The sequence below is a fragment of the Noviherbaspirillum saxi genome (genome assembly GCF_003591035.1).
In the GTDB taxonomy this organism is placed as follows: Bacteria; Pseudomonadota; Gammaproteobacteria; order Burkholderiales; family Burkholderiaceae_D; genus Noviherbaspirillum; species Noviherbaspirillum saxi.
In genome coordinates, this window is the sequence record NZ_QYUO01000001.1 from 339,891 (window position 1) to 365,062 (window position 25,172).

Annotated in this window: 27 protein-coding genes; 20 read left to right on the forward strand and 7 right to left on the reverse strand. The window is 59.6% G+C overall.

The features are described 5' to 3' along the window. The first annotated feature begins 43 nt into the window (after positions 1-43). The 3 genes from D3871_RS01715 to D3871_RS01725 all read left to right on the forward strand — a co-directional run bounded on the left by D3871_RS01715 (position 44) and on the right by D3871_RS01725 (position 2,498). On the forward strand, positions 44-1,348 hold the full coding sequence (locus D3871_RS01715; RefSeq protein ID WP_119767338.1) for a family 1 glycosylhydrolase: 1,305 nt from the start codon (positions 44-46) through the stop codon (positions 1,346-1,348). 57 nt (positions 1,349-1,405) lie between these two features. Further along, positions 1,406-1,783, forward strand: a complete 378-nt coding sequence (gene pcaC, locus D3871_RS01720; RefSeq protein ID WP_119767339.1) for a 4-carboxymuconolactone decarboxylase — start codon at positions 1,406-1,408, stop codon at positions 1,781-1,783. A gap of 139 nt (positions 1,784-1,922) precedes the next feature. Further along, complete coding sequence (locus D3871_RS01725; RefSeq protein ID WP_158597852.1) at positions 1,923-2,498, forward strand: CHRD domain-containing protein; 576 nt, start codon at positions 1,923-1,925, stop codon at positions 2,496-2,498. A 21-nt stretch (positions 2,499-2,519) separates the two neighbouring features. On the opposite strand, the gene D3871_RS01730 is transcribed toward D3871_RS01725, so the two are convergent. Then, positions 2,520-3,791, reverse strand: coding sequence for a PQQ-dependent sugar dehydrogenase (locus tag D3871_RS01730; protein ID WP_158597853.1), 1,272 nt, complete (start codon positions 3,789-3,791; stop codon positions 2,520-2,522). Positions 3,792-4,147: 356 nt separating this feature from the next. Here D3871_RS01730 and D3871_RS29700 point away from each other — a divergent pair, with 356 nt between their 5' ends. Beyond that, positions 4,148-4,327, forward strand: coding sequence for a hypothetical protein (locus D3871_RS29700; RefSeq protein ID WP_147376733.1), 180 nt, complete (start codon positions 4,148-4,150; stop codon positions 4,325-4,327). On the opposite strand, the gene cls is transcribed toward D3871_RS29700, so the two are convergent. Continuing rightward, positions 4,324-5,754: a cardiolipin synthase gene (gene cls / locus D3871_RS01735; protein ID WP_119767342.1), complete on the reverse strand. Its 1,431-nt coding sequence runs from the start codon at positions 5,752-5,754 to the stop codon at positions 4,324-4,326. The two genes, D3871_RS29700 and cls, sit on opposite strands and share 4 nt — an antisense overlap. 127 nt (positions 5,755-5,881) lie before the next feature. Between cls and D3871_RS01740 the strand changes: the two genes are divergently transcribed. Beyond that, the gene (locus tag D3871_RS01740) at positions 5,882-6,706 is read left to right on the forward strand and encodes a DUF429 domain-containing protein (RefSeq protein ID WP_119767343.1); all 825 of its coding nucleotides are present in this window, start codon (positions 5,882-5,884) and stop codon (positions 6,704-6,706) included. Positions 6,707-6,762: 56 nt separating this feature from the next. Here the strand turns inward: D3871_RS01740 and D3871_RS01745 are convergent, their stop codons facing one another. Further along, positions 6,763-7,011, reverse strand: coding sequence for a DUF6139 family protein (locus D3871_RS01745; protein ID WP_119767344.1), 249 nt, complete (start codon positions 7,009-7,011; stop codon positions 6,763-6,765). 353 nt (positions 7,012-7,364) lie between these two features. On the opposite strand from D3871_RS01745, the gene D3871_RS01750 reads away from it, so the two are divergent. From D3871_RS01750 to D3871_RS01770, 5 genes are all read left to right on the forward strand, one after another. Further along, positions 7,365-8,657, forward strand: a complete 1,293-nt coding sequence (locus D3871_RS01750; protein WP_119767345.1) for a dienelactone hydrolase family protein — start codon at positions 7,365-7,367, stop codon at positions 8,655-8,657. 42 nt (positions 8,658-8,699) lie between these two features. Beyond that, the gene (locus D3871_RS01755) at positions 8,700-9,950 is read left to right on the forward strand and encodes an Hsp70 family protein (protein ID WP_119767346.1); all 1,251 of its coding nucleotides are present in this window, start codon (positions 8,700-8,702) and stop codon (positions 9,948-9,950) included. A 138-nt stretch (positions 9,951-10,088) separates the two neighbouring features. After that, on the forward strand, positions 10,089-10,859 hold the full coding sequence (locus D3871_RS01760; RefSeq protein WP_119767347.1) for a histidine phosphatase family protein: 771 nt from the start codon (positions 10,089-10,091) through the stop codon (positions 10,857-10,859). Between the two features lie 10 nt (positions 10,860-10,869). Continuing rightward, complete coding sequence (locus D3871_RS01765) at positions 10,870-11,823, forward strand: NAD(P)H-hydrate dehydratase (RefSeq protein WP_119767348.1); 954 nt, start codon at positions 10,870-10,872, stop codon at positions 11,821-11,823. Between the two features lie 32 nt (positions 11,824-11,855). Next, positions 11,856-12,440, forward strand: a complete 585-nt coding sequence (locus tag D3871_RS01770; protein ID WP_119767349.1) for a DNA-3-methyladenine glycosylase I — start codon at positions 11,856-11,858, stop codon at positions 12,438-12,440. Positions 12,441-12,448: 8 nt separating this feature from the next. On the opposite strand, the gene D3871_RS01775 is transcribed toward D3871_RS01770, so the two are convergent. Then, positions 12,449-13,114: a glutathione S-transferase family protein gene (locus tag D3871_RS01775; RefSeq protein WP_119767350.1), complete on the reverse strand. Its 666-nt coding sequence runs from the start codon at positions 13,112-13,114 to the stop codon at positions 12,449-12,451. Positions 13,115-13,205: 91 nt separating this feature from the next. On the opposite strand from D3871_RS01775, the gene D3871_RS01780 reads away from it, so the two are divergent. Both D3871_RS01780 and D3871_RS01785 read left to right on the forward strand, forming a co-directional pair. Beyond that, positions 13,206-14,099, forward strand: coding sequence for a LysR family transcriptional regulator (locus D3871_RS01780; RefSeq protein WP_119767351.1), 894 nt, complete (start codon positions 13,206-13,208; stop codon positions 14,097-14,099). 144 nt (positions 14,100-14,243) lie between these two features. Next, positions 14,244-14,813, forward strand: a complete 570-nt coding sequence (locus D3871_RS01785; protein ID WP_119767352.1) for a hypothetical protein — start codon at positions 14,244-14,246, stop codon at positions 14,811-14,813. Between the two features lie 215 nt (positions 14,814-15,028). On the opposite strand, the gene D3871_RS01790 is transcribed toward D3871_RS01785, so the two are convergent. Both D3871_RS01790 and D3871_RS01795 read right to left on the reverse strand, forming a co-directional pair. After that, positions 15,029-15,511: a L,D-transpeptidase gene (locus D3871_RS01790; protein WP_119767353.1), complete on the reverse strand. Its 483-nt coding sequence runs from the start codon at positions 15,509-15,511 to the stop codon at positions 15,029-15,031. An 82-nt stretch (positions 15,512-15,593) separates the two neighbouring features. Continuing rightward, the gene (locus tag D3871_RS01795; protein WP_119767354.1) at positions 15,594-16,484 is read right to left on the reverse strand and encodes a DMT family transporter; all 891 of its coding nucleotides are present in this window, start codon (positions 16,482-16,484) and stop codon (positions 15,594-15,596) included. 281 nt (positions 16,485-16,765) lie between these two features. Between D3871_RS01795 and D3871_RS01800 the strand changes: the two genes are divergently transcribed. The 7 genes from D3871_RS01800 to sugE all read left to right on the forward strand — a co-directional run bounded on the left by D3871_RS01800 (position 16,766) and on the right by sugE (position 22,211). Beyond that, positions 16,766-17,500 (forward strand): AzlC family ABC transporter permease, encoded by a 735-nt coding sequence (locus D3871_RS01800; protein ID WP_119767355.1) that lies wholly within the window; start codon positions 16,766-16,768, stop codon positions 17,498-17,500. Continuing rightward, positions 17,497-17,823: an AzlD domain-containing protein gene (locus tag D3871_RS01805; protein WP_119767356.1), complete on the forward strand. Its 327-nt coding sequence runs from the start codon at positions 17,497-17,499 to the stop codon at positions 17,821-17,823. The genes D3871_RS01800 and D3871_RS01805 overlap by 4 nt, the downstream gene beginning before the upstream one ends. Positions 17,824-17,992: 169 nt before the next feature. Further along, the gene (gene siaA / locus D3871_RS01810) at positions 17,993-19,984 is read left to right on the forward strand and encodes a biofilm regulation protein phosphatase SiaA (protein WP_119767357.1); all 1,992 of its coding nucleotides are present in this window, start codon (positions 17,993-17,995) and stop codon (positions 19,982-19,984) included. Positions 19,985-20,014: 30 nt separating this feature from the next. Then, positions 20,015-20,554, forward strand: a complete 540-nt coding sequence (gene siaB, locus D3871_RS01815) for a biofilm regulation protein kinase SiaB (protein ID WP_119767358.1) — start codon at positions 20,015-20,017, stop codon at positions 20,552-20,554. 17 nt (positions 20,555-20,571) lie between these two features. Next, positions 20,572-20,952, forward strand: coding sequence for a biofilm regulation phosphoprotein SiaC (gene siaC / locus D3871_RS01820; RefSeq protein ID WP_119767359.1), 381 nt, complete (start codon positions 20,572-20,574; stop codon positions 20,950-20,952). A gap of 2 nt (positions 20,953-20,954) precedes the next feature. After that, positions 20,955-21,740, forward strand: a complete 786-nt coding sequence (gene siaD / locus D3871_RS01825; protein ID WP_119769819.1) for a biofilm regulation diguanylate cyclase SiaD — start codon at positions 20,955-20,957, stop codon at positions 21,738-21,740. Between the two features lie 156 nt (positions 21,741-21,896). Further along, positions 21,897-22,211 carry a quaternary ammonium compound efflux SMR transporter SugE gene (sugE, locus tag D3871_RS01830; protein WP_119767360.1) on the forward strand — a complete coding sequence of 105 codons (315 nt, stop codon included), beginning with the start codon at positions 21,897-21,899 and terminating at the stop codon, positions 22,209-22,211. A gap of 12 nt (positions 22,212-22,223) precedes the next feature. Here the strand turns inward: sugE and D3871_RS01835 are convergent, their stop codons facing one another. Beyond that, positions 22,224-22,718, reverse strand: a complete 495-nt coding sequence (locus D3871_RS01835) for an SET domain-containing protein (RefSeq protein WP_119769820.1) — start codon at positions 22,716-22,718, stop codon at positions 22,224-22,226. A 148-nt stretch (positions 22,719-22,866) separates the two neighbouring features. Here D3871_RS01835 and mnmC point away from each other — a divergent pair, with 148 nt between their 5' ends. Next, positions 22,867-24,795 (forward strand): bifunctional tRNA (5-methylaminomethyl-2-thiouridine)(34)-methyltransferase MnmC2/FAD-dependent 5-carboxymethylaminomethyl-2-thiouridine(34) oxidoreductase MnmC1, encoded by a 1,929-nt coding sequence (gene mnmC / locus D3871_RS01840; protein WP_119767361.1) that lies wholly within the window; start codon positions 22,867-22,869, stop codon positions 24,793-24,795. The last annotated feature ends 377 nt before the right edge of the window (positions 24,796-25,172 follow it).

Below are 25,172 nucleotides of genomic sequence, written 5' to 3' on the forward strand. Positions count from 1 at the left end.
GCTGCCGGCCGGCAGTCTACGAGGCATCTGGAAAGGATTCCAAATGTCGCCCGGATTTATTTTCGCTACCGGTATTGAAAACAGCGCACCTACCATCGCCGGCGGTCGCATCCGCATGGACGAGATGGAGAAATGCGGACACTACCGCGACTGGGATACCGACTTCGATCTGGTACAGGAACTCGGCATTCATTTCCTGCGTTATGGTCCGCCGCTGCATACCTCGCTGCTAGGCCCGCGGCGCTATGACTGGTCGTTTGCCGACGAAACATTTTTTGCGCTGCGTACGCGCGACCTGGTGCCCATCGTCGATCTGTGCCACTTCGGCGTGCCAGACTGGATAGGTAACTTCCAGAACCCCGATTTCCCCGCATTGTTTGCTGACTATGCGCGATCGTTTGCCGAACGCTTTCCCTGGGTGCAGTTGTATACGCCGGTCAATGAAATGTTCGTCTGCGCGATGTTTTCCGCGATGTATGGCTGGTGGAATGAACAGTTGAGCAGCGACCGTGCGTTCGTGAAAGCGCTGACGCATCTGGTCAAGGCGAATGTGCTGGCGATGCGTGCCATCCTGCAAGTGCGTCCCGACGCCTTGTTCATTCAGAGTGAATCGTCCGAATACTTTCATGCGGAAAACCCGCGCGCGATCCGGCCGGCCGAGCTGGCTAACGCGCGGCGCTTCCTGTCGCTCGACCTGAACTATGGCAGGCGGGTAGATTCCGAAATGTATGAATATCTGATGGACAACGGCATGAGCCGTGACGAATACCACTTCTTCATGCACAACAACCTGAAGCATCATTGCATCATGGGCAATGACTATTACATGACCAACGAGCACCTGGTGCACGAAGACGGGAGCATGCAGGCGTCGGGTGAAATTTTCGGATATTCGGTCATCACCAATCAATACCATGCCCGTTATGGCTTGCCGGTCATGCATACGGAAACCAATCTGGTGCAAGGCCAGAAAGGCGATGAAGCGGTGTGCTGGCTGCGCAAGCAATGGGCGAATGTGCTGCGCGTGCGCAACGATGGCGTGCCTATCGTCGGATTCACCTGGTATTCGTTGACCGATCAGGTCGACTGGGACAGCGCGTTGCGCGAAAACAATGGCAACGTCAATGCCTTGGGCTTGTACGATCTCGAACGCAATATCCGTCCGGTCGGTGTCGCCTATGCGAAATTGATCCATGACTGGCGGCAGGTATTGCCGACGCAAAGTGTCTGCCTGCAGGTACCGGTCGTGATGCCGAGCGAAGCCGACCAGGAATGGGCGCGGCGCCAGCGTGCCCAAGCTTACCTGACCCGGCACTCGACTACTGCGGCACCGAGCAATGCCGAATGACCACGGTGCCTGTTATATCCCTATAATTTGCGGCTTCACCATACACCGGAGAAACGCATGGATCAGCAGTTCGAAAACGGCCTGGAAAAGCGCAAGCAGGTCATGGGCGAAGACTTTGTCGAAAAAGCCTTTGCCAATGCCGATGACTTCACCATGCCCCTGCAGGAATTCATCACGCGCAATGCCTGGGGCACGGTGTGGTGCCGTGAGGGCCTGGAAATGAAAACGCGTAGCTTGATCACCGTCTCGATGCTGACCGCGCTGGGACGGGCGCATGAATTGAAGGGACATCTACGCGGCGCGCTGAACAATGGCGCGACACCGGAAGAAATCCGTGAAGTGCTGCTGCATGCCGCAGTCTATTGCGGCGCACCGCTGGCAGTCGATGCTTTCCGCGTCGCGCAGGAAGTCGTGGCAGACTGGAAAATGAAGTAGCCCACTCATCGCTCATTTCGCCATCGCGATAACCGCTCCCTGAACAGGCATGTTCCTTGTCTATCGTTTCCGCAACAATAGGTAGGCCGATCAATGCTGTATGTTCTACAGTGTAAGTAGCTGTCACGAGGAGGCGGAAATGAACACTTTTTTCCTTCGTATTTTTTACATCGTGTGCGGCTGTTTGCTGCTGTCATCCTGCGGCGGCGGCCACGATACCGCGTTGAGGGCATTCAACGCGATCCTGATCGGCGCGGAACAAGTGCCCCCGACGGCCAGCAATGCCTTCGGCACCGCGATTGTCACGGTCAACCGGGATAGCGGGGCCATGGTCGCCAGCATCGTCACTACCGGACTCAATGACGGCGAGGCACACCTTCATCTGGGTGCGCCAGGTACGGCCGGACCTGCGCAATTCGCGCTCACGCGTGGCCAAGGTGCGACAGTCTGGCTTGCCAGCGCGGTGCTGACCGAGGCCCAATGGCTTGCGCTTCGCTCCGGCAATTTTTATATCGATGTGCATAGCGCCACGTTTCCGAACGGCGAAATACGCGGTCAACTGGTGCGCGGTTTTCCATTTTCAGACCAGATCGTGCGACTGCAGCAGGCGCGCACACAGTCGCCGCTGGTCGACGAGCAATTGCGGCAACTGGATGAAATCGAAGATGCGCATGACGGCATCTTCACCGGCATCGGCCTGACGATAGGCTTTTGACGCCGGGTAGAAGCAGATGCGTCAGCGCGGATAGAGCTGATAGATGGCGTTTGCGTAGTCGTCCGATATCAGCAGGTTGCCCCTGGCATCCGGGACGACATCAACCGGCCTGCCCCACACGGTACGTGCAGCGGGATTGATGACAAAACCAGTCACCAGGTCAATTTCCATCCCCGCATTGCCGACTGCATCAAAAGGAAAGAACGATACTTTATAGCCGGCACGCAGGCTGGTGCAATTCCAGCAGCCATGCTGCGCGACCGCCGCACCGGTGCGGTAGGCCGCCGGCACTGCGCTCGCATGCAGGAAGCTGAAGCCGAGCGGCGCGGAATGCGCGAGTATCCCCTTGGCCGAGCGATCCACGCTTGCGCAATTGAGCACGCTATTGTCCCTATTGAATTCATAATCGGGCAGTGTGTCCAGCGTGCTCATGCTCGAACTTGGGATTGCATTGCAGAATGGCCAACCGTAATTGCCGCCCGCGCGTACGGAAGTGAATAATTCGGGCGGGTTGTCGTCGACATACGATGGCATCAATTTTCCACGGTCGCTGATGTAATCGCCGTCAAGATCGGCATCGATCGGCACCCTCACGTCATCGCGATTGTTGACCGATACCCACAGCGTTGTTGTTCCTGGCAGGAAATCCAATCCTTCAGCGTTGCGCAAGCCGCGCGCGAACAGCCGGGGGCTGGTTCCATCGGCAGAGTATTCATAAATCGCGCCGCGCACCGGATCGCTATTGTCATCTTCGACACAGGCATTGCAGGTCGAGGCGATCGAGACATACAGCTTGTGGTCGGGCGACAGTGCGATGTTTTTCAACTCGTGGCCATAGCGGCCCTGCAGCTCCGGCGTTGAATTGTCCGGCAAGCCGTCAATTAAGATTTCTCGCGCCGCGCTCCCCACTTCGCCGCCTTGATAGACCGAGCGCGTGATGCGGTTGGATTCCGCTACGTACAGATAGGTCACATCGCCTATGCGATGAAACACCATGTCATGCGGATTGCGCATGCCGGTCGCGTAATCGAAAGCTTGCGGCGTATCGTTGGGGCGCTCGCGCAGCAGTACGATCTTGCCGGCGCTCGGCACCGATACCAGCACATCGCCGTTCGGCGCTACTGCCATGAAGCGCGCCTTTGCCACCCGGGCAAAAACGCGCACGCCGAATCCGGGCGGCACCAACAGGTTTTTCGGTTCGTCGAATGGCGATTGCGCCAGTGCGGGCGGCACTTCCAGCGGCTGAATGACCGAGGCCACCAAGTCCGCAGCTTGCAGTGCCTGTGGTGTCAATGAGGCAGAAACCGTTGCTTCAGATGCAAACGCCGCGTTAGCGCTGGTGCCTCCGTCGCCGCAAGCGGAAAGAAATGTTGCGCAGAACAGCAGTGGCAATGCGGCACCCTTCCTGCGACGGCGCACAGATTGAATTGGAGAATGCATTAATTACGAACTTTCTCGAATTGTTTCCACTGAACAGATGGATGCGAGATCGTTAATTTGGTTCAAATTTGATAAAGGCCAAATCCATGCATGACAAATATTCGCGTGGATCAATACAATTTAGAAAAGTGCCATTGAAACCTATAACCTGAATGGCTTATCGATAGAAGAACTGCATATTCGACGTCAACAGACAGGCCTGCTGTCGCTTGCTAGAGCAGCTTCACCCTGACTTGCCAGGCGAGGCCGAGGCGATTTGCCTGTGGAACAAGGCGCGGCGACGCGACATGGCGAGCCATGGCAAGGAGGCCTCGGCGGCCCCGCGACAACGCCGTGCCACTGGCAAAGCGTCCGGCATCGACGGCACAGTCAGGGTGAAGCTGCTCTAAAGCCAGTACTGCAATATGCGCACCGACCATTCACGGAACCGATCGCGCAAGCCACGCCGGCTCCAGGCTTCTGCGGTAATTTCATCCGACTCCTGCAAGTCGCGCTGGAACAGCGATTCCATGCGATCCGCGAATTCGGTGCTCAATACCACGGCGTTGATTTCATCGTTGTGCAGGAAGCTGCGGATATCCAGATTGGTGGAACCGATGGTCGACCAGACGCCATCGATGACGGCGGTTTTTGCATGCAGCATCGCCCGTTTGCGTTCATAGACCTTGATGCCGGCGGCGAGCAATTCTTCATAGTAGGAACGGCCGGCATACAGGATCATCCCGACATCGGTAAAGCTGGGAAAGATGATGCGTATATCGACGCCGCGCCGCGCCGCCTCCACCATCGCCTGCACGATCTGTTGGTCGGGCACGAAGTAAGCGGTCGTGATGTGCGCATACTTGTCGGCATGGGTCAGCGCCGATACATAGGTCTTGTACACCGCGAAGTCGGCATTGTCGGGCGTGCTGCCGATCGCGCGCACCAGCGAATCGCCTTCCGCCTTCAGCGGTGGAAAATAGCGTGCGTCAGTCAAGGCCTTGCCGGTTTGCCGCTGCCAGGTGCCCAGAAACAGTTTTTGAAATTCGGCGACCACCGGTCCTTCGACTTGCATGTGCGTGTCGCGCCACGCGGCTTCCTGCGCGTTTTGCGGCGCGGGTTTGCTGCGCCGGCTCTTGAGGAAAGAACTTTTGCCGTAGACCTTGCTGATATTGACGCCGCCGGTAAAAGCGATGCGGCCGTCGACGATCAAGAGTTTGCGATGATCGCGCTGGTTGATGTCCCAGTTACCCTTGGCATTGAGCGGATTGACCGGATTGAATTCCAGGACGCCGATCCCGGCGGCACGCATCCTATCGAAGAATTCGCGCGGCGTATCGAGTGCGCCGACACTGTCGTAGATCAGCGTGACCCGCACCCCTGCGGTCTGCTTCGCGATCAGCAGATCGGCCAGCGCGTGGCCGACTTCATCGGCTTCAAAAATGTAGGTTTCCAGATTGATGTGATCACGCGCGTTCCGGATGGCAGCAGTCATCGCGTGTATCGTGGCGGGGCCGTCGTCGAGCAGCACGACCTTGTTGCCGGCAACCAGCGGCTGGCCGCTGATCGCTTCTTCGGCGGCGATATGTTTGGCAAGGATGTCGGTATCGCCCGCCCGGGCCGCCATGCCGTCGATCAGACTCTTTCGCTTGCCGTCGGATAGGGTGCCGCTTGCAGTAACAATGGTGGGATTGGCCTTGCCGACCAGTTCGCGGTTGCTCAGGTAGCGCACATCCGGCAGGCTGGCGCATCCGCTGGCGAAGGCAATCAACAATAGCGCGCCCAAGCGGCCCAGGCGGCGGGGTAATCTCCATGACAATGCAGTCGCACTGCACATTCGGCTCTCTCTTTTTGTTATGCAACGCTACGCCCTGCGGGTATGCGCCATGTGTATTGGAACCTATTTTCCGCTTGATAATTCCACATTAAATCAAACAAGCTGCAGAACGGATACACTCGCCGCCATGCAGATTGTTGGAATCGACTTTACTTCGGCGCCGCGCCGCGCAAAACCGATCACCGTTGCTCATGGCGAGACACACGGTGCACAGTTACGCATCGATACGATTGCCATTCATTCCGACTGGCAATCGTATGAAGCCTGGCTGGCCCAACCCGGCCCCTGGATAGGCGCCTTCGATTTTCCTTTCGGCTTATCGCGCGAATTGGTCGAGCATCTCGGCTGGCCGCAAACCTGGTCTTCATTGGTCACGCATTGCTCGACACTGGAACGCGCCGAACTGCGTGCAATATTCAAGGCGTTTTGCGATGCGCGTCCGGTTGGCAACAAATTCGCTCACCGGATCACCGATGGTCCCGCCGGCTCAAGTCCTTCGATGAAATGGGTGAACCCGCCGGTCGCCTACATGTTTCATGAAGGTACGCGCCGCTTGCTCGCTGCCGGCGTGACGGTATTCGGCCTGCATGAAGGCGATCCGCAACGGATCGCGCTGGAAGGGTATCCCGGCCTGGTCGCCCGTGCCGTCACGCGTGCATCCTACAAGAGCGATGAACGCGCCAAGCAAACCCCGGAACGGCGCGCCGCGCGGCAGGCCATCGTCGCTGCGCTGGAAGACGGCAGCCATCCGCTGGGTATTACGGTAAGCATGAAGAAAGCACTACGTCGTCAACTGATCGACGACGGCAGTGCCGATAGGCTGGATGCGGTGCTGTGCGCCGTCGCGGCGGCATGGGCGGCACAGCGACCGCACTATGGATTGCCGCTTCAGATGGATCCCGTCGAAGGCTGGACCGCGGGAGCGGACCAGCCTTCGACGGGATCCATCTGAAGCGCATGGCCAGCCGCGCAAATGGACCGGCCTGAAAAGGGAGGCAGGCAGGAGGCTCAGACGTTCGGGCCTATCCTTATCTTGTTGACGCTGGAAATCGCGTAACCCTTGGCACTGATCTGCTGGAATGCATCTTCCGCAGAAATGCCGTGGATCGGCTCATTGTCTTCATCGAGATCGACATTGTTCTCGGCAGTTTCCCAATCAATGTTGGTGGCTTCCTCGGGAATTGGACGTCCCTCGGGTACGGCGAGATAAGAAAACTTGCCTTCCTGATCGGGGCGTTTATACACATCAACTTTCATGGTGACATCCTTATAGGAACAGGTGTCTGCTATTGACCTTTCGCTACCTTAAAAGGTTGCGCATGGCAGCAAAAACAGCTCGTGTTTTTCACATGCCTTGTTTGCAAGCGCCGTTGCGTTTGCTCTCCCTCCTTTCCCTCCGCCTTAACGATTACGCAAGTTCCTCTGCGGAAGTCTTGCTACATCGTCACGCATTCGTAAATAAATGTTTCAGAGTTGCATAAACGAATATTGAACCCCGGAAAGTGCCTCTTTAGAATGGGCAACATTGCGTAACGTCAAGAGAGGGCGTAACGCGATTCGGTGGTTCGCACGACGAGCCGTGTGTTCGCAGTTCGACGTGGATCGGGTATATGTCATTCTTACTCCTACAGAAGCGCGATGCAAGGAAAGGCCGAATCCTTTCTGTCATTTGCTCGACAGCCTTCGCCGCTGTTGCCTTCGCAAGCAGCTTCGGCTTCTCCACACCGGCTCGTGCGCTGTCGCTCGATGCCGCACTCAATGAACAAGTCGTGATGGTGCCAGCGGTTTCCGGGGCGCGTAACGTGGAACTGGAAACGACCATCTTCAAGCCAGCCGGTAACGGTCCGTTCCCGCTGGTAATCATGAACCATGGAAAAGCCCTCGGCAATCCACGCAACCAGAACCGCGACCGCTTCGTCGTCATCAGCCGCGAGTTCGTCAAGCGCGGCTATGCAGTCATCATCCCGATGCGCAAAGGCTTTTCCAAATCCAGCGGCGACTATGTCGATCCCGGTTGCAACATGACCGCGCACGGTCAGGTACAAGCCGATGATCTGCAAGCCACACTGGAATATCTGCGCACCCAGAGTTGGGCCGACAAGGATCGCATCGTCGTCGCGGGCCAGTCTTACGGCGGCTTGACGGCACTGGCAGCCGGCACGCGCGACATGCCTGGCGTCAAGGGTTTGATCAATTTTGCCGGCGGGCTGAAAATGCATGGCGGCGATTGCCGCTGGCAAGATTCGCTGGTGCAGGCATTTGCCACCTATGGCGCAAAAACCGCCTTGCCCAGCCTATGGTTCTATGGCGAAAACGATCACCACTTCAATCCCGATCTGGCTGCGCGCCTGCATAGCGCGTATGTGCGCGCCGGCGGGCATGCCACGCTGATCGCCTACGGTCCATTCAAGCGCGATGCGCACGGCATGAGCGGCAGCCGCGACGGCGTCAAGATCTGGTGGCCGGAAACCGAAAAGTTCTTGAGGGAACTGGGGATGCCGACCGATCCGGTTTACGCGATCAATGACGAGATCAAGGTGCCGAAGAATGTGTATGCGGCAATTGACAACATCGATGCGCTTCCTTATCTGCGCGGCAGTGCGCGCGAACAATACCGGGTCTTTCTCGGCAAATCGTCGCCGCGCGCCTTTGCCGTATCGCCGACCGGCGCATGGAGCTGGGCGGAAGATGGCGACGATCCGGTGCGTCAGGCGCTGGAAGATTGCCAGAAGAACAGTAGCGTGCCTTGCCGCCTCTATGCTGTCGATAACCAGGTGGTCTGGTCCGACGACCAGGGGATCAACCTCAACGACACAGCCACCGCGGCAGTTGCACCACCCGCAACGCCGCTGATACCTGCGGCGCCCACACCGGCCAGCACGGCTGCTGTGACCGGGCCTTGATTCACGTATCATGGGCGGCCTTTTTGTGAATCAAAGCCGGCCATGAGCAACGCATGCGGTGTCGATTTCGGCACATCCAATTCCACCATCGGTTTTCACCGTCCCGGACAATCGGCCTTGTTGGCGCTGGAAGACAGCAAGCCGACGTTGCCTTCCGTCGTCTTTTTCAATGCCGATGACAATGCGGTCAGCTTTGGCCGCGCGGCGTTGACCGATTACCTTGCCGGGCATGAAGGCCGCCTGATGCGTTCGCTGAAAAGCCTGCTCGGCACCAGCCTGATCGATGGCCAGACCGAAGTGCAGGGCAGGGCATTGTCATTTCGTGACTTGCTCGCGCAATTTCTGCGCGAATTGAAGCGGCGCGCCGAGCACTCCGCCGGGCGCGGCTTTACGCAGGCAGTGTTCGGCCGGCCAGTCCATTTCGTCGACGACGATGCCAAGGCCGACAAACTGGCCGAGTCCACACTGCTCGACATCGCGCGCAGCGCCGGCTTTAGCGATATTGCTTTTCAGTACGAGCCGATTGCCGCCGCATTCGATTACGAATCCAGCATTGCACGCGAAGAACTGGTGCTGATCGTCGATATCGGCGGCGGCACGTCCGATTTTTCGCTGGTGCGCCTGTCGCCGCAGCGTGCCAGCAGGCAAGAGCGACGCGACGATATCCTCGCGACTGCCGGCGTGCATATCGGCGGCACCGACTTCGACAAATACCTGAACCTGTCATGCGCGATGCCCTTGCTCGGCCTTGGCACGCGGTTGATCAACAATAATGAAGTGCCGTCGAGCACCTATTTCAACCTGGCGACATGGCACACGATCAACTTCGCGTATACGCAGAAAGTGTGGCGCGAATTGCAGGATGTCTACCGCGATGCGCGCGAGCGCGACAAGCTTGCACGCCTGCTCAAACTGATCGAGCAGCGCGATGGCCATTGGCTGGCCTTGAAGATGGAAGAAGGAAAAATCGCCTTGTCCGGCGCCGAGCGCACCGAATTGCATCTGGACCGGCTTGCCGCCGATTTGCGCCTGGTCGTGCATCGGGCCAGCTTCGATAGCGCCATCGGTCATCTGGTTGACAGCGTCGCCAGCACGGTCGATGGCTTGCTGCGCAATGCCGGCGTCAATGCCGCGGCAATCGACACGGTTTTCTTTACCGGCGGTTCGAGCGGCGTGCAACTGCTGCGGCAAAAGATTTCCGCCTTGCTGCCCTCGGCGCGGCGCGTCGAAGGCGATCTGTTCGGCAGCATCGGCGCAGGGCTGGCACTCGACGCGGTGCGCAAGTTCGGTTAACCCTCCGATTACCCTCTGATAGTTGCGGCCAGGCAGCGCAATCACCGCATTACGAAGAATGCAGGGTTTGCGCTTGCGCAGGCGCGCGAAACTTCGCGTCAGCCTGGTTGTCATTCCTTTCGTGGAAAGGAATGCAACATGCCAGAACAAAAATGGCCGCAAACGATCTGGGTCGTGCGCCACGGCCAGAGCGCCGGCAACGTCGCCCGTGATGCTGCAGAAGAAGCCGGCCTGCATTTGATCGATATCGCCACGCGCGATGTCGATGTGCCGCTGTCAGCGCTGGGGGAGCAGCAGGCCACGGCGCTGGGCCACTGGTTCGGTGAAATGCCGCCCGAGCACAGGCCGAGCGTAGTGCTGTGCTCACCCTACGTGCGCGCCAGGAGCACGGCGGAACTGGCGATGCGCACGGCCGGTATCGATCGCGACGACATTACCTTCGTTGCCGATGAACGGCTGCGCGAAAAAGAATTCGGCATCCTTGACCGCCTGACCAAGTTCGGCATCGTGCAGAAATATCCGGAATTGCATGAACAGCGCACGCATGTCGGCAAGTTCTATTTCCGCCCACCCGGCGGCGAAAGCTGGTGTGACGTGATTCTGCGTCTGCGCAGCGTGCTCGACACCATATCGCGCGAATACCGGAAGGAGCGCGTGCTGATCGTCGGCCACCAGGTCATCGTCAATTGCTTCCGCTATCTGCTGGAGCGCATGGATGAACGCCTGATCCTGGAAGTCGATCGTGCGGCCGACGTGCCCAATTGCTCAGTGACCTCGTACGATTACGATCCTACGCGCGGCAAGAACGGCAAGCTGGTGCCACACCTGGTCAACTTCGTCGCACCTTTGCGCGAAGCGGGCGCCAAGGTCACCACCGAACCCGACGTGCCGGCGGCACCGAAGTCGTGACGGGATGCACATGAACGATCATCCGGGCAAGGTTCAAGACAGCGACGTCATCAAGGTCGACGATGCATTCCTGCGTGGCTGGCCCTTGCCCATGCCATCCGACGATGGCGACAAGGAAGAGCGCGGCCGCGTGCTGGTGATTGCCGGTTCACGCGAAATGCCGGGCGCCGTCATCCTGGCCGCGACCGCGGCATTGCGTGCCGGCGCGGGCAAGCTGACCATTGCGACCGCAGGCAGCGTCGCAACGCTGGTTGCGCTGGCCATTCCCGAGTCGCGCGTGATCGGCTTGCCGGAAACGGCGACCGGCGGCATCGCGCCGTCGGCAGTCGATGTCATCGGCACGCTCGCGTCGCGCTGCGGCGCGGTGCTGATCGGCCCCGGCATGCTCGACGAGCCGGCGATCTGCGCCTTCATCCTTTCGCTCTTGCCGCGTCTGGCCGAGACCAAGGTCGTGCTCGATGCCTGCGCCATGAATGTGGTGCGGCGGCAGCTGCAGGCGGTCGATGCCAGTCATCATGCGCAGCAAAAATACGTGTCGAGCTTCAGCTCGCCGGTGCTGCTGACCCCGCATGCCGGCGAGATGGCGCATCTGGCCGCGCTCGACAAGCAGGCAGTGCTCGACAACCCCGTCGAAGCTGCCCGGCAGTCTGCGCGGCGCTGGAATGCGCTGGTGGCTCTCAAGGGAGCCACCAGCGTGATGGCCGCACCCGACGGCCGGATCTGGCGTCATGAAGGCGGCAATGTCGGCCTTGCGACGTCGGGCTCGGGTGACACGCTCGCCGGCATCATCGCCGGCCTGGCCGCGCGTGGCGCGCCGCTTGAGCAAGCCTGTGTCTGGGGTATCGCGCTGCATGCGCGCGCCGGAGTACGCCTGGCGCTGCGCCATGGCCCGCTCGGCTACCTGGCCGGCGAACTGGCGATGGAAATCCCGGCGCTGATGCATGCATTGCGACCGGACGAGTAGAATCGACGGCTCCAGAACTATCACCGACTACCGTGACGACTCCGATTCGCTGTGCCTGGGCCAATCCGGCCAACCCGCGTTATCTTGCCTACCATGACGAAGAATGGGGCGTGCCCTGCCATGATGAATTGTGCCTGTTCGAAATGCTCAACCTGGAAGGCGCGCAGGCGGGATTGAGCTGGGAAACCGTACTCAACAAGCGCGACAGTTATCGGCTTGCATTTGACGGTTGGGATGCTGAAAAAATCGCCCGCTACGACGATGTCAAGGTGGCCGAACTGCTTGCCAACCCGGGCATCATCCGCAATCGATTGAAAGTCGCCGCCACCATCGTCAATGCCCAGGCCTACCTGCGGCTGCGCGACGAGGTCGGCGGCCTGGCCCCCTATCTATGGGCTTTTGTCGATGGCAAGCCGGTACAGAATGCCTGGAATGGTAAGGGCGATACGCCGGCGAAAACCCCGCTGTCCGATCGCATTTCCAAGGACTTGAGCAAGCGCGGTTTCAAGTTTGTCGGGTCGACCATCGTGTATGCCTACATGCAGGCGATCGGCATGGTGAATGACCATGCGACCGGTTGCTTCAAGCATCCGCGACATTCACCGAGCGCCGGATAGCGCCAGCATTACGCCGCTGCTTGCAAGCGTTTGCCCAGTATGCCGCCCTGGCGTATCACGAAATTTGTCAGCAACACCGAATAGTCGGATGAGACGGCTTCCCGCACCGAGGGGCGCGCGGCAAGCGCTGCGCGCCATGCACGGGTTTTCGGCAGCGCGGCCAGGAAGTCGATTCCGCTGGCGCCGTCGAATACATCGAAGTAACGGAATGCCGGTGCAAACGCGGCATCGACCAGGCTGAAGTGGCTTCCGCTGAAGTAGGGGCCAGCACCAAGCACCGCTTCGATTTGCGCAAAGCGTTCGGCCAGTGCGGCGGCGCTGCGTTCGTATGAGGTGCCGTCGGTAGCGACATAAAAATTCCAGATTGCGTTCAGCGTCCCGGACGCGAACTCACTCCATGCGCGATGCCGGGCGCGCTGCAACGGGTCGGCCGGATGCAGTGCGGGGCCGATGGTGTCTTCCAGGTATTCGCAGATGACGGCGGATTCGAAGATCGCTTCGTTGCCGACCTGCAGCACCGGGGTTTTGCCGGTGGGGGAAAGTGCGAGAAACCAGGCGGGTTTGGCGCTGAGATCGATGTCGATGCGGTCGTAGTCGGCCTGTTTTTCGGCGAGGGTGATGACTGCGCGCTGCACATAGGGGCAAAGTGTGTGGCTGATGAGGGTGGGTTTCATGTTGTCGTCCTAAGCGTCGGTGTGCTTTATCGGTTACAGGTTGGTGTGGTGCTAATCTACGTTTGCATTTATCCAATGAAAATAGGCATTCATGAAACCTTCCTATGCAAATACGCAATCGCCGCTGTCGTTGGCCGATCTTGAACTGCTGCTGGCGCTGATACGCGGTCGCACGCTGAACGGCGCGGCTGAACGGCTGAAGGTCGATACCTCGACCGTATTCCGTTCCATCAAGCGGCTGGAAAAGGAACTGGGTGAATTGCTGTTCGAGCGCAGCCGCCAGGGGTACCTGCCGACCGAGCTGGGGCGCGAACTTGCCGCCCATGCGGAGCGCATCGAATCGCATTTGCAGCAGGCGCGTGAAACGGCATCCAAGAGCGGCAGTGAAGCGGCCGGCGTGCTGCGCATCACGACCACCGACACCATTCTCAACGGCTTGCTGTTACCGGCGCTGGCCGGCTTTGCGTCTGCCTATCCAAAAATCGACCTTGAGCTTGTTGTCAGCAATGCGCTTGCCAATCTGAGCCAGCGCGATGCCGATGTCGCTATTCGCGCGACCCGCAAGCCGCCCGAACATCTGGTCGGCAGCCGCATCGGCACCTTGCCGTCGGGCGTGTTCGCCGCGCACGCCTATCTGCAGCGGTTCGCGCAAAAGCCGACGCTGGAAGAAATGGAATGGATAGCGCTGGACGAATCGCTGGCCGATCATCCTTCGCAAAAATGGCGACGGCAGCGGCTGCCGCGCATCCATCCGCGCTATCGCTGCAACAGCGTACTGTCGGTGGCCGGTGCGGTAGTGTGGGGCATGGGGGCTGGCGTTGTACCCTTGTTCCTGCTCAAGGACAACCCGGCGGTGAGCATGGTCGCAGGACCTTTGCCGGAACTGGAAACGGATTTGTGGATGCTGGCGCATCCGGATATTCGCCACCTGCAACGGGTGCGGTTGTTGTTCGATTTCCTGAAGAGCAATCTGTCGCTCGCATAGATCCGAATCGACTGTGCAGCCGGGTTTGATCGGCGACAGGCAGCGTTTGGCTTTGTCGTTGCGCAAGTTCAAGAAGAATGGGCGTGAATTCTGTTACATCTGGAGAAGCCCGCATTTTCATCATCGAACCACGGAGACTTGTTCATGACTCGCCTGTTGATGCTGTCGACGCTACTCGCGCTGGCCCCGGCTGCCGTTGCCGACGACGATTTCAGCGGGGCCTGGGTTGCTTCGCTATGTCCGCCCGGCGTGCAGCGCGAATCGGGCCAGTGTGCCAACTTCGTGCTTGAACTGCACCAGCAAGACGACCGCTTGTGCGGCGCGCACCTGTTTTCCACGGCCGGCGCGGAACGCATCGATGAAGGCGCGGCGCCTTCCATCAGCGGAGAGATTTCCAACGGTGTCGTCAATGCTATTGCCATCAGTGGGCGTGCACCGATACGGGTGCGCGCGGAAATCCGCAAGAGCGGTGCAACGCTGCAATGGTTGCGGCAGGATAATCCCCGCGGCGACTATTTGTTGCCCCCTTCTGCGCGCCTGACCAAAGCCAGAAAAAAAACCTTGTTCGCGCCACTGTTCGAGCAGGAACTGAAGGCGGCATGTTCATCGGTATTCGCAATGGCTGCCGAAGCAGCCGCCCGGCAAAAGGCGCAACAGGCCGCTCCGGACACGTCCGGCCGGACCGGGACACCGCCGGAACCCCCAACGCGCTAAATCTTCTTAGAAGAACACACGCTCTTTCAAGATTTTCTCCGGCCTGAGGACTGCTACATTGCTATGCGTGCCCGGTTGATCCCGGTTATGCATGCGTCATCAAGTTGTGCCATGCGCCCGTATCCGGCGCGCATGTCCCAGTAGTCTCCTCAGTGTCTCCTGGGGTTTCGGGGTGGAGATGAAATGTCTCCATCCCTTTTTTTGCGCCCACAATATCAACCGCAGATAGCAACCGGCGTTCCTGCGGGAACGAGCTCAAACAGTTCAATGATGTCAGCGTTGCGCATGCGAACGCAGCCTATCGATGCGGGTATGCCCATCGGTGCGGTGTCGGGGCAGCCGTGGATATAGATATAGCGGCGCATCGTATCGACATCGCCCAGGCGGTTGATGCCGGGTTCGCAACCGGATAGCCAAAGAATGCGCGACAGGATCCAGTCGCGTTCCGGCTGCTGTGCCGCCAACGCGGGAGAGTGGATTTCGCCGGTCGCGCGGCGGCCGACAAACACGGTGCCGGCCGGCATGCCTGCGCCGATTTTGGCCCGAATGATATGCGCGCCGCGCGGCGTGCAATTGCTGCCTTGCTGTTCGCCAGGACCGTTGGCGGCGGTCGAGATGGAATAAGAGCGCAGACGGCTGCCGCTGTCGTCGAACAGTGCTAGCGTCTGGTGCGGAATGCTGATCAGGATGCGCGGCATGATGAAGGCTTGTGTAGCAGATGACAGCTACGATAGCAGCCCTCATGCCGTCAAACAAGCATACGTCTAAGGCGGCGCCTACCTAAGCACGCAGCATACTGCGCCACTTTCCGAAGATGCCCAGTGCCAGTGCGGTTGCACACAGTACGGTCGCAATACCGGCCACCGTGCCGAGGGTCACCGCTTCGCCAAGGAACAGCCAGGCCCAGATCGATGCGGTCGCCGGGACCAGGAAGGTGACAGTGATCGCCTTGCTCGCGCCTTCGGTCGCAATCAGATGGAAGAACAGTGCATAGGCCAGCCCGGTACAGACTACGCCAAGAAAAATGACCGAGATCGCAACCGTCCAGTTCAGGTTCGCTGCCGCTTGCGGCAGGTCGGGCAAGGCGAACGGTAACAGCGCCAGCGATGCGGTGATTTGACTGCCGGTCGCGGTCGCCAGCGAGGGCAGGCTGCTCGCCTTCATCCGTGTATAGGTCGCCGCGTAACCGTAGCAAACAGCCGCGCCCATACCGGCCATCACGCCGAGCAGCGTATACAGCGTGACTTCGGTCGGGCCAACCCCCACCAGCACCGCAACGCCCATCAATCCGAGCACGCATGCGGCCATGCGTGACGCAGTCATTCGTTCCGACAGCAGCAGAAAGCCGAACAGGCCGGTAAAGATCGGTGCGAGCGAATTCATCGTCGCCATGTAGGCCGATGGAATATGCAAGGCAGACCAGGCAAACAGTGCAAACGGGATCGCGGTATTGAACAAGCCGATGATGAGATAGGTGCGGGCATTTTCACGCCAGCCGAACTCGATCCCGCGCGAGCGCGCAAACAGATAAAGCGCTGCGCCGCCAAGCAGGGCGCGCAGGAAGGTCGTCAGGATGGGGCCCAGTGCCGGCGACGCGATACGCATCAGCATGAAGCTGGTTCCCCAGATTGCGCCGAGCAGTATCAATCTCAACAGATTGGCGGTGGACATAGGTATCGGCCTCTAAAAAAGAATCGGACAACTTGGCATCGAACAAGCGCAATACGGAACAGGATTGGGATCAGGATAGCGATTGAAACATGTGGGGCAGAGTGAGGATTGTAGGAGGCGATATGCCAAACCGCTAACGACATTTATTGACATGACCTGTTAGTAAAACTAACAAGCGAGCATGCGTCGGGCAATCATCGCGCTGCCATGCGACGCTGCGCAAGAATGTACAAGCGCGTCGTTTCCATTCGTACTAATATCCGCGGCTGAAAGGAATTTTCATGTCGCATCCTACCCGCCTGTCCAGCTTTGCCGCCGGCGCGCGCGATACCTTGCCGATGCTGGTCGGCGCCGCGCCGTTCGGCATTATTTTCGGCACCCTTGTCACCGCCGGCCCGCTTGCCGCATGGCAGGGACAGCTGATGTCGCTCAGCGTGTATGCCGGTTCCAGCCAATTCATTGCGGTCGGGCTGGTGGCCAGCCATACCGGCATGCTGGTCATCTGGCTGACCACCTTCATTGTCAACCTGCGTCACATGTTGTATGCAGCGACCCTGTTGCCGTACGTTGCGCATCTGCCGGCGCGGTGGCGCTGGGCGCTCGGTTTTTTCATGACCGATGAAACCTTTGCGGTCATGAACGGCTATTACCGGCAGCACCCGAATGCTCCGCTTGGGCATTGGTATTTTCTCGGTTCCTGCATGTCGATGTACGTCAACTGGCAGACCTGGACCGTGGTCGGTCTCCTGTTCGGCGCGGTGTTCCCGCAACTGCAGTCGCTGGGACTCGATTTCGCCATGGTGGCAACCTTTATTGCGATCGTGGTGCCGCAACTGACGCGGCTTCCGCATTTCTGTGCCGCTGTGGCGGCCGGCAGCTTTGCCTATCTGCTGCGCGATCTTCCCTACAAACTGGGCCTGATGTCGGCAGTATTGACCGGCGTCGCCGTGGGAATGATGCTGTCGCGCTGGCAGGCAAGATCGGAGGCAATCGCCGACAACAAGGAGCCGGCATGAATGCGACCTGGATGATACTCGGCATGGCGGCGATCACCGTCGCTATCAAGGCGACGATCTTCGTGCTGGGCGGACGGATAGTGTTCCCACCGTTGCTGCAACAGGCACTCGGCTTTGTACCGGTCACCGTGCTGACGGCGATCATCGTCCCGATGATCCTGGCGCCGCATGGCGAAGGACTGGAACTGACATGGCGCAATCCGCAACTGGTCGCCGCGATTGCCGCAGTGCTGGTGTGTGCAGGAACACGCCGTCAATTGCTGACGATTGTCGTTGCTCTTTGCGTGTTTTTTGGCTGGCAGTTCGGTGTGCTTGCCACATAGCTAAGCAATCTTCGTCGAGTTGCGTAAAGCTGCTGCATCATTTCGTTAGCAATCCGCCAAGCCTGCGCCTGCTGATCACCATCGCAGGAAGCCCGCAGGCCTTTTTCATTGCAGAGCAGCAGAATGGCTGTCAAAATTTCCATTATTCATCATTTTTGCTGGAGAAGAGATGGCACGCGTGTTCGGACTTCGCGGAAAATCCGTTCTTGCGCTGCTCGCTACCTGTGTATTCGTATTGCTGATGGCAAGCGTGGCCGGTTGGCAGGCCGTCGCGTCGGTGCGTTCCCATCTCGGAACTGCATTTACCCGTAACTTCACCCTGCTCAACCGCGAGCGCATTCTCGCGCCCGTGACGCGGGAACTTGCCTTGTCGCTGCGCCTGGGGCGTTCCGAAGCGATCCGCCTGTGGCTGCTCGACGAAAACGATCCCGAGAAAAAAGCGCGGGCGCTGCATGAGGCGGAAAGCTTCCGCCAGGACTTTTCCAACAAGTCTTATTTCATTGTCTCGGCCTTGTCGAATCACTATTATTTCGGCGACGCGAAGTCGCCGCAGACCACGGCTCCGCGCTATACCGCCGAGGCCAGCGATCCGACCGACGCATGGTTCTTCAACACCATGAAAACCGATGCGGTGTTCAATATCAACGTCGATCCGGACGTCAAGCTTGAGGTAACCAAGATCTGGTTCAATGTGTTGGTGCGCGATGGCGAGCGCAAGATCGGCTTGAGCGGCACCGGGTTGGATCTGTCCGACTTCGTGCGCGATTTCATCGGCACCAAGGAACCCGGGGTGACGCCGCTGATCGTCGATGTCAACGGCGCGGTGCAGGCGCATCCCGACAGTCGCCATATCGCCTTCAATTCCGCCACCAGTACCGCCGCCAGCGACAAATCGCTGTTTGGACTGCTCTCCGGCGCCGGGGATGCCGAGGTTGCGCGGACCGCGCTGGAGGCTGCCGCACGCCGCCCCGGCGAAGCAGAACTGTTCGAGGCCAGCCTGCATGGCAAGAAGCAGATGCTGGCCGTGGCCTTCATCCCGGAATTGAAATGGCATGTGCTGACCGCCGTCGACCTGGATGCGGCCGAAGTCCTCGATGAGAATCTGCTCATCTGGATTGCGGCTGCGGTTGTCATCCTGCTTGCCGCCGTGATGGCTGGATTCGTATTCGCGCTGAACCGCCTGATGCTGTCGCCGCTGGTCAGGCTGACCCAGTCGGCGCGCGAGATGGCCGCCGGGAATTATTCGCTCGCATTGCCGCCGGCACGCAACGATGAAATCGGAGAACTGACCGCTGCCTTCGGTGCGATGGCCGGCAAGGTCCGTCACCACACCGGCGAACTGGAAGACATGGTGCGCGAACGCACCCGTGCGCTGGTCGACGCCAACCGGGAAATGAGCGTCGCGCACAAGAAGATCAGCGATTCGATTTCGTATGCGAGCCTGATCCAGCGCGCCATTCTGCCCGACCGTGAACTCGCCGGTGCGCTGGGCGACAATCATGTCGTATTGTGGCGGCCGCGCGATGTGGTGGGCGGCGATTTTTACGTGTATCGAAAGGTGGATAACGGTTGCCTGCTCGGCGTGGTCGATTGCGCCGGCCATGGCGTGCCCGGCGCGTTCATGACCATGCTGGCGCGCGCGGCCATCGATCAGGCGATCGATGAAGCCGGCGCCGCCGATCCAGCCGGCATTCTGGCGCGCACCGATCATGCGATGCGCGCGATGCTGCATGCCGGCGGACACCAGCGTGACATTGCCACCATGATGGATGCCGGTCTCGTGCATATCGACTTCGGCACGCGCCGCCTTACCTTTGCCGGCGCCAAGATCGCCCTTTATTGGAGCGACGGCCAGACCGTCGAAACCGTCAAGGGCGCACGTCGCTCGCTGGGCGATCGACAGCCTGGGCAGTATGGCAACGAGACGCTGGATCTGCTGCCGGCGCGGACCTTTTACCTGACGACCGATGGCTTCCTCGATCAGGCCGGCGGCGAAAAAGGTTTCGGTTTTGGCAATGTCCGTTTTGTCGACATGCTGCGCCAGCATGCGAACCGGCCGCTATCCGAGCAGGGCGACGCATTTGCTTCTACACTGGCTGCTTACCAGGGAAGCCACCAGCAGCGCGATGACATAACGATAATATGCTTTCGGTTTGCCTGAGCGCGAAGCGGAATAACGAAGGGAGAAACCATGCAGATCGATCTTTTCTCGCTGCAGCAAACGTATAACCAGCAGCGCATCATGCTGTGCTTTAACGGGCCGCTGACCAAGAGCCTGATCGAGGAAATCGGACATGCGCTGCGCAATTACATGGAACGCGAACATGCGACCGCTTCGTCGTCCATGGATGTGTTCGGCGCGTATATCGAAATGACGCAAAACATACGTCACTACGCATCGAGCCGGGGATGGAGTGATGCCGATGCGTCGGCGACAGTGGTGATTGCGCGCGATGCCGAAGGCCGCTACGTGGTTTCGGCCGGCAATATCGTCGACAGCACCGACGGCAACTCCCTCGCCGCGCGCGTCAATGCGCTCGGTGCGCTGGACAAGGCGGCGCTCAAGGCGCAATACAAGGAGCAATTGCGCAAGCCCCGTTCCGAAGGAAGCGCCAGCGGCGCCGGACTGGGCTTGATCGACCTGGCGCGCAAGGCGAGCGAACCGCTGGCCTGTTCGCTGCAGACCCTGGATGACGGCCGTGCGTTCTTCAGTATTCGTGTCGTGATGTAATCTGGAAGGATAAATAAATGGATAACCTGAATATTGGCATCACGCCATCGACGCCGGCCATCATTGCCGATGCAGCGGCCGGCACGGTCGAGATGCGCGGCGATTCTTACCCGGAAAACTCGTTCGAACTGTTTTCACCGGTCATGCGCTGGATCGAAGACTACCTGCGCGACACCTCGGGCAAACTCACATTGAACCTGCATCTGCTGTACCTCAACACCAGCAGCGTCAAGGCGATGATGGATATCTTCGATCTGCTGGAAGAGGCGCATCGCGCGGAGCGCCCGGTGGCGGTCAACTGGTATTACGACGAACAGAACGAACGAGTGGCCGAGCTGGCGGAAGAGTTCAAGGAAGACTGCAGCTTTCCTTTCCATATCACCAGCCAGGTTTCTTGATCGTGCGCGACGACAAGCATGTCGCGCCGCGGATCGAAGAGCTGCTCGCCGATCCGGCACACAGCGAAAATCCGCTGCGGATTCCGCTCGACGATCTGTATGCGGAGTTCCGCAGCCTGCTGCACCAGATCGACCGCGTTACGCGCATCTCCGACCGCTACCAGAGCGTCAGCCAGGAAGAAAAGATCTCGCTGACCGACCGCTACCGTAAGCAGTTGCGCCAGCTGGAAAAGATCGCGCGCATTTCGGATCGCTACCAGTCGATGATGCGTGACCTCAACGAGGCGCTGAAGGATGCATCGACGCGCGACGCACTCACTGGAATCGGCAACCGGCGCATGCTGATGGACAGGGTCAAGGCCGAGGCCGCGCGCATGGAACGCATGTCGCGGCCGATGACCGTGGCGCTGCTCGATGTCGATCGTTTCAAGGCGGTCAACGATGCGCACGGCCACGAAGCCGGCGATCGCGCGCTGATCGAAATCGCGCAGGTGATCCAGTCCAGCGTGCGCGATTACGATATCTGCGGCCGCTGGGGCGGTGAGGAATTCATGGTGATCATGCCGGAAGTCGGCGCCGCCGACGCCGCGATGGTGATCGAACGCGTGCGCAGCACGATTGCTGGACTCGACCTGCGGGTGGGCGATACCCAGCTCGTCCTATCGGCCAGTTTCGGCATTGCCGAGCGCCGGGCCGGCGAAAACGCATCCGATACCATCAATCGTGCCGATGCCGCGCTGTTCGAAGCCAAGCGCGCCGGTCGTAATCGCGCCCAAGTCGCGATTTGAAGGATCGGGTATACTAGAATCCTGCTGCCAATCGGCGGCAATCCATGCGGATATTGCTGCCGCATACACTACGCTGTTTCCCGCAGCGGGGACGACCCCGCTTCCCGTTTTATTTATCGTGGACGACCACATACACACTAACTAGGTAGGTGGAATATGTCCTGGACGCTACTTTTGATCGCCGGTTTGATGGAAATCGGCTGGGCCGTCGGCCTGAAATACACGGAAGGTTTCACCAAGCTGTGGCCGTCGGTCGGCACGCTTGTCTCCATGGTGCTGAGCGTGGTCTTGCTCGGTATCGCGATGAAGACCCTGCCGGCCGGCACTTCATATGCGGTCTGGACCGGCATAGGCACGGTGGGAACCGCCGTGCTGGGCATGGTGCTGCTCGGCGAATCGGTATCGGTGCCCAGGATCGCCTGCGTGCTGCTGATTCTATGCGGGGTGGCGGGGTTGAAGTATTTCGATTGAATCGGCAGGCGGTCAGGCCGCCTGCTTTTTCTTTCGCTTCGGCGCCAGCAGGGTGCCGCGGCAGCTCGGCGTGCCGCACAGGCAGCAATAGGCGCGCTTGAGCGCCGCCGTGTGCCGCTCTTCCATGATCAGCCCGTAGTCGTAGTACAGCTCTTCCCCGCGTGCAATATCGCGCAGCGCATAGATGAACACTTTGCCATCGTCTTCCTGCGCCTCGCAATTCGGTTCGCAGGAATGATTGATCCAGCGCGAATCGTTGCCCTGGTCGCCGCCATCGATGATCTTGCCGCTATCCAGGCTGAAAAAGAAGGTGTGGAAGCAGTCGGCCGGCTTGTCGTTTTCGCGGCGCACCGCTTCCTTCCAGCTGATGCGCTGCCCCTGGTATTCGATGATGCAGGTCCCTTGCGGGATCTTGCGCGTCGCGAAGACGCCGTTGCCATGGATTTTCGAATGCCTGACGGCGTAGAACGGTTTGTCGGTCGGAACGGTGGTGCTGGAGCGGGTCATGGGAAGATCAAAGCCTGTCACAGGGAATTCGATTGCGAAAGCACGCAGTGTAAACAATGATTGCTTTTTGTGCATGCGGTCGCAGCCGCTTTTTTGAGCGGCACGACCTGCGCCGTTAAAATGAATGCTCTTTTGTCTGATCGCCATCATGCCCGGCCGCCGTCTCGTTCCTGCTACCTTGTCCTTTGCCGATGGCATTCCGTATTCGGAAAGCTTCGGCGATGTCTACCATTCGGCCGATGGCGGGCTGGCGCAGGCACGTCATGTCTATATCGGCGGCAATCGACTGCCGCAACGCTGGGCTCATCGGCCCCGCTTCGTCATCCTTGAGACCGGCTTCGGGCTCGGCCTGAACTTCCTGGCCACCTGGCATGCATGGCGTGCCGATCCTTCGCGCCCGGAGCAACTGCATTACATCGCGATCGAAAAGCATCCGTTCAGCGCGGCCGACCTGCATACCATCCACGGCTTATGGCCTGAGCTGGCCGAGGTCGCGCATGCGTTGCGCGCCTGCTGGCCACCGTTAGTGCCCGGCTTTCACCGCCTGTTGCTGGATGAAGGACGCGTCGTGCTGACCCTGGTGTTCGGCGATATCGCCGATTGCCTGCCCGAGATCCATGCGGCCGCCGATGCGTTTTATCTGGATGGTTTTGCGCCGAGCAAGAACCCGGACATGTGGGCGCCGGCGATACTCACCCGCCTGAACCGGCTGGCCGCGCCGGATGCCACGCTGGCGACCTACAGCATCGCCAGCGCGGTGCGTGCGGCTTTGACGCAAGCCGGCTTCGTTTGTGAACGCGTGCCCGGCTTTGGCCGCAAGCCGGAAATGCTGGCGGCGCGCTTTGCACCGCGCTGGCCGCAACCGGCACGGGCGGAGCCGGTGTCTAGGCGGGCGCTGGTGATCGGCGCCGGCATCGCTGGCAGTGCGGCCTGCGAACGTCTGGCCGCGCGCGGCTGGCAAGTCACGCTGATCGAGCGACACGCCGCGCCGGCGCAGGAAGCCTCCGGCAATTTGGCCGGCATCGTCATGCCGCTGCTATCGCGCGATGACAATCTTGCATCGCGCCTGGCGCGCGCCGCCTATCTGTTCACCTTGCATTTGTGGGGCCGGCTCGGCGGCGCCGGTCGCGCATTCGATGGCGCTGCATGCGGCGTATTGCAACTGGCAGCCGATGCGCGCCAGGCGCTACTGCAGCAGGCGACATTGGCCGATAGCGGTTTTCCTGAAGATTATGCGCGCTGGGCCGATCCGTCATGGGTGGCCGGGCACACCGGCAATGTCGCATCGCATGGCGGCTGGTTCTTTCCGCACGGCGGATGGGTGACGCCAGCCAGCCTGTGCGATGCCTTGCTTGCCGCTTGCGACACCCGCCTGAATACGCGGTTCGGACAAACGGTGACATCGCTGCAGCGCATCGGTTACGACTGGGTCGCCTGTAATGAGAGCGGCGCAGCAATCGCGCAGGCACCGGTCGTGGTGATCGCCAGCGGTGCCGGCGCCAGCCTGCTGCCGCAGACGCAGGCATTGCCACTGCAAGCGATACGCGGACAGGTCACGCATCTGCCGCCGGCAACCATGACAGCGCCCTCCATCGTGATTTGCGGCGAGGGCTATGTCACGCCAGTAGTGCAGGGCATCTGTCCGGTTGGCGCATCGTATGACTTCGACGTCGACAAATCCTTGCGCGCGAGCAGCCATGCGGAAAACCTGCAACGGCTGACGCAGCTTTTGCCGCAAGCGCACATTCCCGATGAGCATGCTGTGCAAGCGGCCGGCCGCGTCGGCTTTCGCAGCGTAGCGCCGGATCGCCTGCCGTTGATTGGCGCCTTGCCCGATCCCTCGGCGGCGATTGCCGGCACCCGCTTGCGCGATGTGCCGCGCCTGCCCGGACTGTACGGTTTGCTCGGCTATGCGTCGCGTGGTTTGATCTGGGCGCCATTTGCGGCGGAGTTGCTGGTCGCTTCGCTGGAAGGTGAGCCGCTGCCGATCGAACAATCATTGCTCGATGCGGTCGATCCCGCGCGCTTTGCATTGAAAGCCTATCGACGCGATAGCAAAGAATTGAACACGGATTGATGAAATGCGGATTCGCCGCAATGGCGAAGGCTTTTTATCTGCCCCGCGGCATGATGTCATTGCACCATCGCAGACCGCAATCCGACGAATTGCAATGTCTTTTCATTTTAGTTTTCGCGATTGAAAACTAAGCGCAGCAATCGCCGCGAAAAAAAACGGACGAATGTTTTTTAGGCTGTGGCGTTTATGCTGCAGCGCTATTGCATGGTGATTCACAAAATGCGTTGCGCACGACAGCTTATGCGCAAAAAAGTTTTACGCAATCGAATCGTAAAACTAAAAAAATACGCCATAAATAGCTCTTTGAAAAGAGCATTTATTAAGCCTATTTTTTAACATTCTCTCTCTATGAAAAAAAGCCGAAAATTTCCTAGCGA

Excerpts from the sequence above, each read along its gene's own strand:
- D3871_RS01755 (WP_119767346.1), top strand. The coding sequence starts at position 8,700 with ATGAGCAACGCATGCGGTGTCGATTTCGGCACATCCAATTCCACCATC.
- D3871_RS01715 (WP_119767338.1), top strand. The coding sequence starts at position 44 with ATGTCGCCCGGATTTATTTTCGCTACCGGTATTGAAAACAGCGCACCT.
- D3871_RS01760 (WP_119767347.1), top strand. The coding sequence starts at position 10,089 with ATGCCAGAACAAAAATGGCCGCAAACGATCTGGGTCGTGCGCCACGGC.
- D3871_RS01805 (WP_119767356.1), top strand. The coding sequence starts at position 17,497 with ATGAATGCGACCTGGATGATACTCGGCATGGCGGCGATCACCGTCGCT.
- cls (WP_119767342.1), bottom strand. The coding sequence starts at position 5,754 with ATGTGCAGTGCGACTGCATTGTCATGGAGATTACCCCGCCGCCTGGGC.
- D3871_RS01795 (WP_119767354.1), bottom strand. The coding sequence starts at position 16,484 with ATGTCCACCGCCAATCTGTTGAGATTGATACTGCTCGGCGCAATCTGG.
- D3871_RS01835 (WP_119769820.1), bottom strand. The coding sequence starts at position 22,718 with ATGACCCGCTCCAGCACCACCGTTCCGACCGACAAACCGTTCTACGCC.
- D3871_RS01790 (WP_119767353.1), bottom strand. The coding sequence starts at position 15,511 with ATGCCGCGCATCCTGATCAGCATTCCGCACCAGACGCTAGCACTGTTC.
- D3871_RS01800 (WP_119767355.1), top strand. The coding sequence starts at position 16,766 with ATGTCGCATCCTACCCGCCTGTCCAGCTTTGCCGCCGGCGCGCGCGAT.
- D3871_RS01725 (WP_158597852.1), top strand. The coding sequence starts at position 1,923 with ATGAACACTTTTTTCCTTCGTATTTTTTACATCGTGTGCGGCTGTTTG.
- D3871_RS01745 (WP_119767344.1), bottom strand. The coding sequence starts at position 7,011 with ATGAAAGTTGATGTGTATAAACGCCCCGATCAGGAAGGCAAGTTTTCT.
- mnmC (WP_119767361.1), top strand. The coding sequence starts at position 22,867 with ATGCCCGGCCGCCGTCTCGTTCCTGCTACCTTGTCCTTTGCCGATGGC.
- siaC (WP_119767359.1), top strand. The coding sequence starts at position 20,572 with ATGGATAACCTGAATATTGGCATCACGCCATCGACGCCGGCCATCATT.
- D3871_RS01775 (WP_119767350.1), bottom strand. The coding sequence starts at position 13,114 with ATGAAACCCACCCTCATCAGCCACACACTTTGCCCCTATGTGCAGCGC.
- siaB (WP_119767358.1), top strand. The coding sequence starts at position 20,015 with ATGCAGATCGATCTTTTCTCGCTGCAGCAAACGTATAACCAGCAGCGC.
- D3871_RS01780 (WP_119767351.1), top strand. The coding sequence starts at position 13,206 with ATGAAACCTTCCTATGCAAATACGCAATCGCCGCTGTCGTTGGCCGAT.
- sugE (WP_119767360.1), top strand. The coding sequence starts at position 21,897 with ATGTCCTGGACGCTACTTTTGATCGCCGGTTTGATGGAAATCGGCTGG.
- D3871_RS01765 (WP_119767348.1), top strand. The coding sequence starts at position 10,870 with ATGAACGATCATCCGGGCAAGGTTCAAGACAGCGACGTCATCAAGGTC.
- siaA (WP_119767357.1), top strand. The coding sequence starts at position 17,993 with ATGGCACGCGTGTTCGGACTTCGCGGAAAATCCGTTCTTGCGCTGCTC.
- D3871_RS01785 (WP_119767352.1), top strand. The coding sequence starts at position 14,244 with ATGACTCGCCTGTTGATGCTGTCGACGCTACTCGCGCTGGCCCCGGCT.
- D3871_RS01740 (WP_119767343.1), top strand. The coding sequence starts at position 5,882 with ATGCAGATTGTTGGAATCGACTTTACTTCGGCGCCGCGCCGCGCAAAA.
- D3871_RS01750 (WP_119767345.1), top strand. The coding sequence starts at position 7,365 with ATGTCATTCTTACTCCTACAGAAGCGCGATGCAAGGAAAGGCCGAATC.
- pcaC (WP_119767339.1), top strand. The coding sequence starts at position 1,406 with ATGGATCAGCAGTTCGAAAACGGCCTGGAAAAGCGCAAGCAGGTCATG.